Annotated in this window: 10 protein-coding genes; 4 read left to right on the top strand and 6 right to left on the bottom strand. The window is 41.0% G+C overall.

The annotated features are described in order from the left end of the window. Positions 1–74 precede the first annotated feature (74 nt). The 6 genes from infA to trxB form a co-directional block, all read right to left on the bottom strand. On the bottom strand, positions 75–293 hold the full coding sequence (gene infA / locus VXS03_RS06235; RefSeq protein ID WP_005368778.1) for a translation initiation factor IF-1: 219 nt from the start codon (positions 291–293) through the stop codon (positions 75–77). Between the two features lie 208 nt (positions 294–501). Then, positions 502–1,203 (bottom strand): arginyltransferase, encoded by a 702-nt coding sequence (locus VXS03_RS06240; protein WP_327762632.1) that lies wholly within the window; start codon positions 1,201–1,203, stop codon positions 502–504. 11 nt (positions 1,204–1,214) lie between these two features. Next, positions 1,215–1,919: a leucyl/phenylalanyl-tRNA--protein transferase gene (gene aat, locus VXS03_RS06245; RefSeq protein ID WP_327762634.1), complete on the bottom strand. Its 705-nt coding sequence runs from the start codon at positions 1,917–1,919 to the stop codon at positions 1,215–1,217. 126 nt (positions 1,920–2,045) lie between these two features. Further along, a complete protein-coding gene (cydC, locus tag VXS03_RS06250) occupies positions 2,046–3,770 on the bottom strand; it encodes a heme ABC transporter ATP-binding protein/permease CydC (protein ID WP_327762636.1) in 1,725 nt (574 codons plus the stop codon). Then, positions 3,763–5,535: a heme ABC transporter permease/ATP-binding protein CydD gene (gene cydD, locus VXS03_RS06255; RefSeq protein WP_327762638.1), complete on the bottom strand. Its 1,773-nt coding sequence runs from the start codon at positions 5,533–5,535 to the stop codon at positions 3,763–3,765. Before cydD ends, cydC begins: the two co-directional genes overlap by 8 nt. 112 nt (positions 5,536–5,647) lie before the next feature. After that, positions 5,648–6,610 (bottom strand): thioredoxin-disulfide reductase, encoded by a 963-nt coding sequence (gene trxB, locus VXS03_RS06260; RefSeq protein WP_327762640.1) that lies wholly within the window; start codon positions 6,608–6,610, stop codon positions 5,648–5,650. Positions 6,611–7,255: 645 nt separating this feature from the next. Here trxB and lrp point away from each other — a divergent pair. From lrp to VXS03_RS06280, 4 genes are all read left to right on the top strand, one after another. Then, positions 7,256–7,750 carry a leucine-responsive transcriptional regulator Lrp gene (lrp, locus tag VXS03_RS06265; protein WP_005368765.1) on the top strand — a complete coding sequence of 165 codons (495 nt, stop codon included), beginning with the start codon at positions 7,256–7,258 and terminating at the stop codon, positions 7,748–7,750. 479 nt (positions 7,751–8,229) lie between these two features. Then, the gene (locus tag VXS03_RS06270) at positions 8,230–11,124 is read left to right on the top strand and encodes a DNA translocase FtsK 4TM domain-containing protein (RefSeq protein ID WP_327762799.1); all 2,895 of its coding nucleotides are present in this window, start codon (positions 8,230–8,232) and stop codon (positions 11,122–11,124) included. A gap of 104 nt (positions 11,125–11,228) precedes the next feature. Beyond that, complete coding sequence (lolA, locus tag VXS03_RS06275; RefSeq protein ID WP_327762642.1) at positions 11,229–11,849, top strand: outer membrane lipoprotein chaperone LolA; 621 nt, start codon at positions 11,229–11,231, stop codon at positions 11,847–11,849. Positions 11,850–11,916: 67 nt separating this feature from the next. Continuing rightward, the gene (locus VXS03_RS06280) at positions 11,917–13,263 is read left to right on the top strand and encodes a replication-associated recombination protein A (RefSeq protein ID WP_327762801.1); all 1,347 of its coding nucleotides are present in this window, start codon (positions 11,917–11,919) and stop codon (positions 13,261–13,263) included. Positions 13,264–13,360 lie beyond the last annotated feature (97 nt).

The following is a 13,360-nucleotide window of genomic DNA, read 5'->3' on the forward strand; positions in this document are numbered from 1 at the left end:
TACCGTCATTCGCTAAAATAAAACCCAGCAAATAGGCTGGGCTTTATTTGCAGCACTAATCTTCTAGAGAAAGATTAACGTGCGCGGAAGACGATGCGACCTTTAGTTAGATCGTAAGGAGTCAGTTCCACTGTTACTTTGTCACCAGTAAGGATACGGATGTAGTTTTTACGCATCTTACCAGAGATATGAGCAGTAACAACGTGACCGTTTTCCAGCTCAACACGGAACATAGTATTTGGTAGTGTATCTAGTACAGTACCAGCCATTTCAATTACGTCTTCTTTTGCCATTGAATCCTCTTAGGCTACCAGCCATTCATCTTGATCGGGCTGGATAATGCCTTGAAACTGTTTGAGTGTAAAGTTTAGGACGTAATTTTACCCTCGCTAGCTGTTTTTGTCAGCTTTTGTTCGCGATTAATCCATTTTTTCTCAGCTAATTAACAAAAGCAGATGTAAAACATCAGTTGTTGCGGTTATTTTAACCGCTTTGTTTTTTTTATAATAATGAAGAAATCCATTCACCATTGATTAATTTCTGATGTGGCGTGAAGCGAATTTTATAGTTCATCTCGCGACATTGATCAATTTGATAGCCAGGGTAGAGCCATTGACGCTGTGTTTGGTTACAGACTTCAACTTGTAATAGGACACATAATGTACCTAGAGAAAGTTTGTGCTCAGGTTCAAAAAAACTGTAAACCGCGCTGAGAGAATCAGGAAAAACATCAGTAACAGCAATAGCTATTAATTGATTATCTTGATAAAGATGTAAAAATGCCGTGTTCATCCAAGGTGCACTAACAAAATCAAAAAATTGTTCTTTATTGGCTGGAAACATTGAGCCACTGGCATGGCGACCATTAATATAGCGCTCATAAAGCTCAAACCAATTAGGATCGAGTTGTTGTTTAAATTCCCATTGCAGCTTTTTGAGTTGGTTTTGCTGCCGTTTCTGGCTTTTTGATGGTGTAAATTCAGTGCAATTAATCCGTAATGGAGTACAAGCATTACAGTTTTTACACATGGGTTTATAAATAACACTACCGCTACGACGATAACCCGAGCTAATTAAGAGATCATAGCCATTAGGGTTTAGCCACGGTTGATCCATTACAATACCAAGCTGATCACGTTGTTGTGGTAGGTAATTACAATCACTTTCTGGTGTTAGGCCTAGCTGTAAGGATAATTCTTTCATCATTAATTCATTTATAGCACTAAAGTTTGAGGGTGATAACAGGCTGCGGGTAAGGCACTATCTCGTTGTTGATGTAATTGGCGAATAAAAGCTGAGCGGTTTAATTCGCATGCTCCTAAAGAGGCTAGATGTGGATTCATCATTTGGCAATCAATGAGAGTGCCACCATGGTTTGAAAAATGGTGACAGAAATACCATAACGCAATTTTTGAGGCGTTATCAGCCAAGGAAAACATCGATTCTCCACAAAAAATACTCCCTACGGCAACCCCATAAAAGCCACCGACTAATTGCTGATCTTGCCATACTTCTACTGAGTGACAGTCACCCTCATTATGTAATTTTTGATAAGCCGCAATCATAGCTTCAGTGATCCATGTGTGTTCAGGGCCACGAGACTCTGCACAGTGGCGAATCACCGCATGGCAAGCATGATTTAAGGTGATGGTATAAGGCGCTTTTCGCATAAACTTGCGTAAGCTTTTACTGGGGATGAATTGCTGTGGAACAAAAATTCCACGTGGAGTTGGACTCCACCATAAAATAGGCTCGCCTTGTGAATACCAAGGGAAAATTCCATGACGGTAAGCTTGACGTAGACGTTGTGGACTAAGATCTCCTCCAAAAGCCAACAGACCATTGGGATCAGCAAGGGCGGTATTTGGATCAGGAAATTGTAATGATGAGGGTTCAATTTCAGGTATATAAATCGTCATTTATTATCAATAACATGCAAGTCAAAGGTTACTAGTGGCAATATAACATTTAACGGTAAATAAAAAAAACGCCAATAATCACGGGGATTATTGGCGCTAGTTTCGTTCTAAAGGGTTAATGCTTGATTAAATTCGGCGACATAATTCAGCATAGCGACCATTTTGAGCCAGCAATTGTTGATGCTGACCGCGTTCAATGATCTCACCTTCATCCATTAAGCAAATTTGATCCATGCTATCGAGTCCAACTAAACGGTGAGTAATAAAGAACACTGTTTTGTCTTTGGCAAACTCAAGTAATAAACTTAATATTTGTTGCTCAGTTCGACGATCAAGTCCTTCGGTTGGTTCATCTAATAACAGAATCGGAGCATCATGAAGTAATGCGCGTGCAATACCGATTCGACGACGTTCCCCCCCTGAAATATGTCGGCCACCGTCACCAAGCCATGTATCTAAACCATTGTCATCAAGCAAACCGCTTAAACCTACCTTATTGAGAGCATCCACAAGTTGTTGCTCGGTAGCATTAGGTTTGGCTAATACAAGGTTCTCACGTAGTGAACCATTAAAGATATCGACACGCTGGCTTACAACGGTTATTGCACTGCGTAATGCAGGTTCGCTCCATGTCGGTAGTGGTATACCATCAATGGAAATTGATCCTTGTTGTGGATCCCAGCTGCGAGTGAGTAATTGTAATAAGGTTGATTTGCCACAACCTGTACGGCCAAGTAAGGCCAGTTTTTCACCTTGCTTAATTTCAAGAGATAAGTGTTTAACAACGGGTTTATCACTGCCGTAATAGGTGTAACTGATGTCACTAAAGCAAATATCACCTTGGGCTACTGCGTCATAACCTTGAGGGTCAAACACCGTATCTGGTGTTGCTTCAATAATTTCATTAAGACGCTTTGCTGATGATAATGTTTGGCCTAAATATTGAAATGCACCCGCAACAGGCATCATCATTTCAAAACTTGCCATGGTAGTAAAAGCCACCATTGCCACAAACGGATCCGGTGCATGCCCTGCAATACCGTTAGCTGCAATCCACAGGATAATCACTAATGTCCAGCCTGTAGCTGCCATTAATAAGCCGTTAGCAATACCCGTTAATCCCGCCATTTTTCGTTGAGCATCAAGTAGTTTATCTTGTTCTGCTTCTGCTTGCTGACGGTAGCGTTCTTCTGCATTAAACAGTAATAATTCAGCGTGACCTTGAATCCAATCTAATAGTGTAATGCGGTAGTTTGCTTTGGCATGAGTTAATGTTTCACCGTTACGTTTACCTAAACGATAAAAAACGATAGGTAAAATAATCATTAAAGCCAATAAGATGCCACCAAGAGTAAAACCAATAGTGGGATCAAACCAAGCTAAAAAGCCAGTAACAATAACAATGCCTAGCACACCGATAATCAGTGGGCTAACTAAACGCAGATAGACGTGATCCATTGCATCAACATCCGCGACTAAGCGGTTAAGTAAGTCGGCATCACGTAAATTAGCATGGCGGCCGGGAATTAATGGTGTCAGTTTACGGAAAAAGAATAACCGCAAATCAGCGAGTAGTTTAAAGGTTGCATTATGGCTAACAACCCGTTCTGCCCATCGCCCGGCTGTACGTGCCATAGAAAAGCCACGTACGCCAGCCCCTGGCACCATGTAATTAAATGTTTGACTACTAAGCAGAGTTAGACCTGCTATAGCAGAGGCGGCAATAAACCAACCTGATAGCGTTAATAGACTGATGGCTGACAATAATGTCAATAAACCTAAAATCATGCCTAAGGTTAAACCAAACCAGTGTTTACGGTAGAGTTTAAGGTAAGGGATTAAATCATGCATCGAGATCCCTCTTATCAGTAGATGTGAGCATGTCAGCTAATAAACCTTGGTGACTAATGGTATCAAAAGCCCCGTTTTGAACTAATTTACCGTTATCCATAACAAGAATTCGGTCCATAACATGCAATTGATCTAAACGGTGACTCACCATCAGTGTGGTGCGATCAGTAACCGCAATAGCTAAACTTTCTAGCACTAAGCGTTCACTGTTAGCATCAAGGCTTGCTGTGGGTTCATCAAGTAGCCAGAAAGCGCCGTTTTGTAACATTGCACGGGCAACTGCAATACGTTGTGCTTGACCGACAGACAAGCCACCTGAGCGATCACCAACATGATGTTCATAGCCTTTTTCAAGACGTTGAATAAATTCATCAGCGTAGGCTTGGCGAGTAACTTGGTCGATATCGGCATTACTGGCATTTGGATTACCTAATGTAATGTTATCGCGAACCGAACCATGGACTAATAATGGATTTTGACCGACCCAGCTGATCGCTTGACGCCATTGATCATGTTTAAGTTGATTGAGTTCAACGTCGTTTATTTTAATACTGCCGCGGTAAGGCAAAAAGCCAAGTAGGGCATTGAGTAAACTGGTTTTACCCGCGCCACTTGGGCCAATTAACGCCACATGTTCTTTGGTATTAATAGTAAAGCTTAGTGGGCCTGCCAATATTTGACCTTCAGGACTCAATACCTCAAGATCGGTCACTGTTATGTGAATTGCATCAGGGTTTGGTAATGGTGTATCACCGTCACTCATTTCATCTGCTTCAATGTTTAAAAACTCAACAATTGATTCTGCAGCACCAATGGCTTGTGCTTTAGCATGGTAGAAGGTACCCAGATCACGCAGAGGTTGATAAAACTCAGGTGCAAGCACTAATACAAATAAGCCAGTAAAGAGTGATACAGGAATACCGTAGTTACCAAAATTAAGCTCGCCAATGAAAGCGAAACCAAAATACACAGCGACAATGGCAACAGAGATTGCTGAGAAAAATTCTAATACCGCGGAGGATAAAAAGGCGAGTCGTAGTACTTCCATGGTGCGTTTACGTAGCACATGAGAAGCCGCGTCTAAATTTTCAGCTTCCGCATCAACGCGATTAAATAACCGTAGGGTTGATAAACCTTGCAAGCGGTCATAAAAGTGGCCAGATAAACGTTGTAACGCTTTAAAATTACGACGGTTAGCATCTGCAGCACCTAAACCTACTAATGCCATAAAAAAGGGGACTAACGGCGCAGTGATAAGGAAGATTAAACCAGCCGCCCAGTTAAGTGGGAATACCACCACTAAAATCACCACCGGAATTAATACCGCGAGTGACATTTGTGGCAGATAGCGAGCAAAGAAATCTTGCATTTCTTCTACTTGCTCAAGCACTAAGCTTGCCCATACGCCAGCGGGTTTGCCTTTTATATAAGCAGGACCAAGATTTTGTAAGCGGTTGAGAATGAGTTGACGAATATGGAGTCGAATTTGTTCACCGCAGCGGTAACCACAAACTTCTCGTCCCCAGCTACATAAAGCACGTAAACCTACGATAACAATAAGACCAACAAACTGATTAACAAGCTGGTATTTATCGGTATGCTCCATGATCAGCTGATGCAAAATATTGGCTAATAAAGCCGCTTGCCCGACAAGCAATAATCCCGAAATAAACCCTAAGCTGATGCTGAACATCATCCAACGTTTGGCGAGTTTACTTTGGGATTTTAACCATTTGGTCAAATCGCGTTGTAATTGTTTATCCATATAAATAAGGTTTCATTACGGTATTTATGGTAAATGCTCTTACAGCAACATCCGTTGAGATAGATGTTGCTGTAAGGAAAAAAGCCACTGTATAACAGCTGCTTGTTGTGACTTATTGTTGGTCTGCTAGGGCGTCTAAATAGCGTTCAGCATCCAGGGCCGCCATACAGCCAGTTCCTGCTGATGTGATGGCTTGACGATAGGTATGATCCATAACATCACCTGCGGCAAAAATACCTTCAATACTGGTTTGAGTGGCATTACCGTGGATACCAGATTGAACTTTAATGTAGCCATTTTCCATTTCTAACTGGCCATTAAAAATAGCAGTATTAGGCTGGTGGCCAATGGCAATGAATACGCCCATTACATCAAGTTCTTCAGTTGCATCTGATTGAGTATCTTTAAGGCGCAAACCTGTTACACCCATATCGTCACCTAAGACTTCATCAAGGGTACGATCTGTGTGCAAAATGATATTACCATTTGCGACTTTGTCCATCAGACGGTTGATTAGAATCTTCTCAGAGCGGAAACTGTCACGGCGGTGAACAAGGTGAACTTCTGCAGCAATATTTGATAGATATAACGCTTCTTCCACCGCAGTGTTACCACCGCCAATAACCGCCACTTTTTGGTTACGATAAAAGAAACCATCACAAGTTGCACAAGCGGATACGCCGCGGCCTTTAAATGCTTCTTCAGAATCTAAACCAATGTATTTTGCAGAAGCTCCCGTTGAAATAATAAGCGCATCACAAGTGTATTCACTGTTTTCGCCTTTTAAGCGGAAAGGGCGCTGACTAAAATCAGTTTCACTAATAAAGTCAGTGATAATTTCAGTCTCAAATTTTTCTGCATGGGCTTTCATGCGATCCATAAGTGCTGGGCCTGTTAGCTCATCAGCATCACCTGGCCAGTTTTCGATTTCAGTGGTCGTCGTAAGTTGACCACCTTGCTGCATACCTGTGATCATTACTGGTGAGAGGTTTGCACGTGCAGCATAGACAGCAGCAGTATAACCGGCTGGTCCAGAACCAAGGATGAGTAGTTCACAATGTTTTACGTTACTCATTTTTTCTCCAGGCTGAATATTATTATTATGGAAGACTGATTGTAGGTAAATTGCAGTCGTAAAGGAAGAGGATGTGAGACAATCAATTATTTGCTTGTCCTATTAAATACGGGCGACAAACGTTTAATACCGTTTCAATTTTCATAAGGAATGAATGTTAAATTAAGTACAAAAATACCGTAGCAAGCCGTATTTTTGAAGTGTTAAATGTGAAAAGTCAGATCGTGTTTATTTTGATCTAGCACAAATTTCATTAAGAAAAACCCCCTATATCTGTGATTCTAAATTTTTGAATAATGATTGTATAACTATTGCTGTAATAGGTAGATAGGTGATTAAAACGCGCAGTTGTTAAATTATGTTAATGTATTTGGATTGATATGATTAATTTACTTTGATAATCCGTTTTGTTTTGGTACAACATAGTTAAATATTTGTTTTTGATGAGCTGCTGCTAGTGAAATCCTTAAATATTTGAGGGTGGTCATAGTCATAGGTATGAAATAAAATCTAACAATATCGTAACTAAATAGCATGATCGTCTTATATTTATCACGGATTGTTTGACTATTAGAGTATTTGATTCTAAAAATAGATAAGATGTAGTATATTTTTTTGCAAGGAAGTGAGAAGGTGGAATAAAAAATGGTAGATACCAAAAAGAAACCATCCAAGGAATTGGATCGCATAGACCGTAATATTTTGAATGAACTTCAAAAAGATGGTCGAATTTCAAACGTAGAGCTTTCTAAGCGTGTTGGTTTGTCACCGACACCTTGTTTAGAGCGTGTACGTCGATTAGAGCGTCAAGGCTATATCAGCGGTTATACTGCATTGTTAAACCCACAGTTTCTTGATGCATCACTACTTGTGTTTGTTGAGATCACTCTCAACCGTGGTGCGCCAGATGTTTTTGAGCAGTTTAATAAATCGGTACAAGAACTAGAAGATATTCAGGAATGTCATTTAGTTTCTGGTGATTTTGACTATTTGTTGAAAACACGTGTATCTGATATGTCGGCTTACCGTAAATTGCTTGGTGAAACCTTGCTACGTCTTCCTGGTGTTAACGATACTCGTACCTATGTTGTTATGGAAGAAGTTAAGCAAAGCAACAACTTGGTTATTAAAACACGCTAGATATTTGTGCTTTAAGCAATCGAAGATTGAAAAATATATACACCCTGAATAACGTGATTGTTATTCAGGGTGTATTTGTTTATGCGCTATAAAAATAATAATTGGTGATTAATCATCCAAACGATTCTACAAATTGACATAATGATGAATTTATTTGATGGCAGACCGTCTAAAATAAGTAACGACTAGCCATTTGAGATAATTGGCTTTTATTGCTGACTATATAAAAATAATTTTATTTTAAAGGGCGACGAACACAGACAATGTGGTCTTTTAGTATAGAATGATGGCATTAAGACATTTACTTTATATTTGTGAGTTTGCCGACAACGTGGCTGGGTATTGGATGTAGCGTTGTTGTTAGCAGCAAAGTCGTCACTTTGGTCGCTGAAAATATCAGCTTGTTGGCAAAACATTCGAATTTGATAGAAACACCGGAGTTATTCTTGAGGAAGTTTAAAGGTAAAAAACTGCCCAAAATGCGTTTATCGGGTGGGCAACGCATTATTGAAGGTTTTTTGATCATCAGTATTTTAGTCGCCATTTATATGATGGTAGCGTTAGTCACATTTAATCCGGCAGATCCATCTTGGTCGCAGACTGCTTGGGAAGGTGTCGTTCAGAATAAAGCTGGCTCATTTGGTGCGTTAGTCGCAGATACCCTGTTCTTTATTTTTGGGTCACTGGCTTATGTTATTCCTATTATTTTAGTGTCGTTAGGCTGGTTTGTTTTTCAGCGTCGAACCAAAATGCTGTCAATGGATTATATGGTCTATGGCACGCGCTGGTTAGGATTGATTTTATTAATTTTAAGCAGTTGTGGTTTAGCTGATCTTAACTTTGATGATATTTGGTATTTCTCATCAGGCGGTGTCATTGGTGATGTAGTCGCTAATATATCGTTACCATTACTTAATGTTTTAGGTGCGACTTTACTTCTCATGTTTGCATGGGCGATTGGCTTCACCTTATTTACTGGCGTTTCATGGACAACAATTGTTGATCAATTGGGTGAAAAAACACTATCAAGTCTAACTTGGCTATTGAATAAATTACGTTCAGATAAACATGAAATGATGCGTCCGTTTGCCACTGAAATTGCAGCTGAGGCTGATATGCCTTATGCCAAGCATTTGCAGGAAGTTAATGACGAACAAGATGATCCTTTATTATCATCTTATGCGCATTCATCTGATGAAGAACCGTCTGCTGCTCACTCTTTTGAGCGTAAAGTGCCGGTTTATAATGCAGCACAACAAACTCCGATTATTCATTCAACAACCGCTATTGCCGCTGATCCATTAATGGATACTGCAACACCACAAGTTGAACCTCAGCCATATGTTGCGCCAGTAGAACACGTTGCGCCACAGGTTGAATCTCAGCCATATGTTGCGCCAGTAGAACACGTTGCGCCACAAGTTGAACCTCAGCCATATATTGCGCCAGTAGAACACGTTGCGCCACAAGTTGAACCTCAGCCATATATTGCGCCAGTAGAACACGTTGCGCCACAAGTTGAGCCGCAGCCATATGTTGCGCCAGTAGAACAATCGGCACCGATACAAGGTTTATCTGTTTCAGCACTTGAGCGCGAGCTTGAAAAAGATGAAGATTTTACTGTTGCGGTTGATGAGCAAACACAGCATGTAATTAATGCTGTCGTTAGTGAGCAACCTACTGCATCACAAGTCTATGCTGAACCTGTTGCGGCGTCTTTTGCACCGACTGCGGCTGTTGATACTTCAGAAGAGGGGTTAACAGACGAGGAAATTTTCCTAAAACGTATTCGTGATAAACAAAAAGAACAAGCACACCTTGCAGGATTAGATAATCCTTTCTTAATGCAAAAAGAGCCTGATCTTCCGGTTCCAACATCACCAATGCCAACATTAGATTTACTACAGCCAGCACGTAAAACGGTTGAAAAAGCATCTGATGAAGAGTTACAAGCGACAGCGGCACTAATTGAATCAAAACTTGCTGATTATAAAATCAAAGTACAAGTTAAAGGTATTTATCCAGGCCCGGTTATTACACGCTATGAGCTTGACCTTGCCCCTGGTGTAAAAGTGAGTCGTATTTCTGGGCTATCAAAAGATTTAGCGCGTGCATTATCAACCACATCAGTACGTGTGGTTGAAGTGATTCCAGGTAAACCTTACATTGGTTTAGAGCTGCCAAATAAGAGCCGTGAAACGGTTTATATGTCGGAAGTGGTTGCGAGTGAGCAATTCCAGCATGTTGGTGGTGCACTACCTATCGTTTTAGGTAACGATATTGCGGGCGATGCTGTTGTGGCTGATTTAAGTAAAATGCCACACTTATTGGTTGCAGGTACCACAGGTTCTGGTAAATCAGTTGGTGTGAATGTCATGATTCTGAGCTTACTTTACAAATGTAAACCAGAAGATTGTCGTTTCATTATGATTGACCCGAAAATGTTGGAGCTATCAATCTATGAAGGTATTCCGCATCTATTAACCGAAGTAGTTACTGACATGAAAGATGCTGGTAATGCGCTTCGTTGGTGTGTCGGTGAAATGGAACGTCGTTATAAAGTGTTAGCGGCTTGTGGTGTACGTAACCTTGCAGGTTATAACGCTAAACTTAAAGAAGCAGCAGAAGCTGGTCACCCAATTCATGATCCATTATGGAAACCGGGTGATACCATGGATGAGTACCCACCGTTATTGGAAAAAATGCCAAGTATTGTGGTGATTGTCGATGAATTTGCTGATTTAATGATGGTTGTGGGTAAAAAAGTAGAAGAACTGATTGCTCGTTTGGCTCAAAAAGCTCGAGCGGCAGGTATTCACCTTGTATTAGCCACTCAGCGTCCTTCTGTTGATGTAATTACAGGCTTGATTAAAGCTAATATTCCAACGCGAATGGCATTTACTGTATCAACTAAAACTGACTCACGCACTATTCTTGATCAAGGTGGTGCAGAAACATTGTTAGGCATGGGTGATATGTTGTACTTACCGTCAGGTCAAAGTCATACCATTCGCGTTCATGGTGCATTTGCATCTGATGATGACGTGCATAACGTGGTTAACGATTGGAAAGCACGTGGCAGACCTCAATATATCGATAGCATTTTAAACACAGATCAAGGTGCCGATAGTTTGCTTCCGGGTGAAGCACCATCGGGTGACGATGATTTAGACCAGCTATTTGATGAGGTGGCTGCTTTTGTAGCAGAAACGCGTCGAGCATCTATTTCAGGCGTACAGCGTCGCTTTAAGATCGGTTATAACCGCGCCGCTCGTATTGTTGATCAATTACAAGCACATGGCATCGTGAGTGCTCCGGGGCATAATGCTAACCGTGAAGTATTAGCGCCGCCACCAGTACAGCATCTCGATTAATGGCTAGCGATAAATAGCTACGTATGCTGTAAGCACTAAAGTGTAAATAAAACCGCTGTGATAGAGATTGTCACAGCGGTTTAATACTAAAGAGGTTAGCGAATATGATGAAGAAACTCGTAATGAGCATGTTAGTTGCCGCACCAATGTTGGTTGCGTCAAGTGCATGGGCTGCAACACCACAACAAGTACTAAGTAGCCGTCTTGATAAAGTGAATGCATTTAGCGCTAACTTTACTCAAAAAGTCACCAGCCCTGATGGTGACGTTTTAGTAAATGGTACTGGCGATTTATCGATTAAACGCCCTAATTTATTTCGCTGGAAAACCGTAACACCGGATGAAAGTTTATTGGTTTCTGATGGTAAAACTGTATGGTATTACAGCCCGTTTGTTGAGCAAGTAACAGCAATGTGGCTTAAAGACGCCACAGAGCAAACACCATTTGTATTGTTAACCCGTAATAGTGCCAGTGATTGGTCAAAGTATAATGTCGCTCAGTTAGTGGATACTTTTACCTTAACTCCAAAAGATAAAACATCATCAATGGATAAATTCGTGGTCACGGTATCAAAAGCAGGTGATGTACGTAATTTCTCAGTGATTGAAACTGATGGACAACGTAGTCAGTATGTCTTGAGCGATTTTAAACGCACAACGCCAGCTGCCAGTTTATTTACCTTTACACCGCCCAAAGGTGTGGAGTTGGATGACCAACGTAACTAATTGTTATTCTAATTAATTATTATGAGAAGGTGGCGAATGAGCCACCTTTTTCTGTCTTAGGGGAGTCATTATATTGAATAATTTCAGCCTAGATTTTTCCTCAGATTTTAGACCTTTGGCAGCAAGAATGCGGCCACGAACGGTAGAGGAATACATTGGTCAACAACATATTCTTGGTGAAGGTAAGCCATTACGTCGAGCATTAAAAGCAGGCCATCTGCATTCGATGATTTTATGGGGACCACCCGGTACAGGTAAAACCACGCTGGCTGAAGTTGCGGCTAATTATGCCAATGCGGAAGTTGAACGTGTCTCTGCAGTTACCTCGGGTATTAAAGATATTCGCGCGGCGATAGATAAAGCGCGTGATAATAAAATGGCAGGCAGGCGGACTATTTTATTTGTTGATGAAGTCCATCGGTTCAATAAAAGCCAGCAAGATGCATTTTTGCCACATATCGAAGATGGCACCGTAACTTTTATTGGCGCAACCACTGAAAATCCTTCGTTTGAGCTTAATAACGCTCTGTTATCCCGTGCGCGGGTGTATAAATTAAAATCCCTTGAAGATGATGAAATTCTTGAAGTGATTGAACAAGCGTTAACAGATAAAGAGCGTGGTATTAGTGAAACCGATTTTGAATTTGTTGGTGAAGTAAAACAGCAATTGGCTGAATTTGTACGTGGTGATGCAAGAATGTCACTCAATTATCTTGAACAGTTAATTGATATGGCTGAAGAAGATGAGCAGGGCATCAAACAAATCACGGTGGAGTTATTAGCTGAAGTAACCGGTGAAAAAGTTGCTCGGTTTGATAACAAAGGCGATCTTTGGTATGACATGATTTCTGCGGTACATAAATCTATTCGTGGTTCTAATGCTGATGGTGCGCTGTATTGGTTTGCGAGAATGCTGCAAGCTGGCTGTGATCCACTGTATGTTGCGCGTCGATTATTAGCCATTGCGTCAGAAGATATCGGTAATGCTGATCCACGAGCAATGCAAGTGGCAGTATCGGCATGGGATTGTTATACCCGTGTTGGTGCCTATGAAGGTGAACGTGCTATTGCGCAAGCGATTGTGTATTTAGCCTGTGCAGCCAAAAGTAATGCGGTGTATGTTGCGTTCAATCTTGCTAAAGCCGATGCGCGTGAATTTCCAGATTTTGAAGTACCGCCACATTTGCGTAATGCGCCGACCAAACTGATGAAAGAGTTGGGCTATGGTGAAGGGTATCGTTATGCTCATGATGAACCAGGTGCTTATGCTCCCGGTGAAGTGTATTTACCGCGCGAAATTCGTGATCGAGTTTATTATCAGCCTTCAAAACGGGGCTTAGAGATAAAAATATCAGAAAAGTTGGATTATCTTGCTTCTTTAGATGCAAAAAGCCCGCTAAAGCGCTACCAATAATAAGGCTTTTTGGGTATCGTTAAGTGATTGGCAACAATTTGTTATGGTTGCCTCCCAACTACAACTATTTTAATAAGAAATGCCTAAATAACGCGCA

Source organism: Photobacterium sp. S4TG1, assembly GCF_036040035.1.
Taxonomy (GTDB): Bacteria; Pseudomonadota; Gammaproteobacteria; order Enterobacterales; family Vibrionaceae; genus Photobacterium.

Bases quoted from the DNA above. Each gene is read 5' to 3' on its own strand.
- infA (WP_005368778.1), bottom strand. From the start codon at position 293: ATGGCAAAAGAAGACGTAATTGAAATGGCTGGTACTGTACTAGATACA.
- VXS03_RS06240 (WP_327762632.1), bottom strand. From the start codon at position 1,203: ATGAAAGAATTATCCTTACAGCTAGGCCTAACACCAGAAAGTGATTGT.
- aat (WP_327762634.1), bottom strand. From the start codon at position 1,919: ATGACGATTTATATACCTGAAATTGAACCCTCATCATTACAATTTCCT.
- cydC (WP_327762636.1), bottom strand. From the start codon at position 3,770: ATGCATGATTTAATCCCTTACCTTAAACTCTACCGTAAACACTGGTTT.
- cydD (WP_327762638.1), bottom strand. From the start codon at position 5,535: ATGGATAAACAATTACAACGCGATTTGACCAAATGGTTAAAATCCCAA.
- trxB (WP_327762640.1), bottom strand. From the start codon at position 6,610: ATGAGTAACGTAAAACATTGTGAACTACTCATCCTTGGTTCTGGACCA.
- lrp (WP_005368765.1), top strand. From the start codon at position 7,256: ATGGTAGATACCAAAAAGAAACCATCCAAGGAATTGGATCGCATAGAC.
- VXS03_RS06270 (WP_327762799.1), top strand. From the start codon at position 8,230: ATGCGTTTATCGGGTGGGCAACGCATTATTGAAGGTTTTTTGATCATC.
- lolA (WP_327762642.1), top strand. From the start codon at position 11,229: ATGATGAAGAAACTCGTAATGAGCATGTTAGTTGCCGCACCAATGTTG.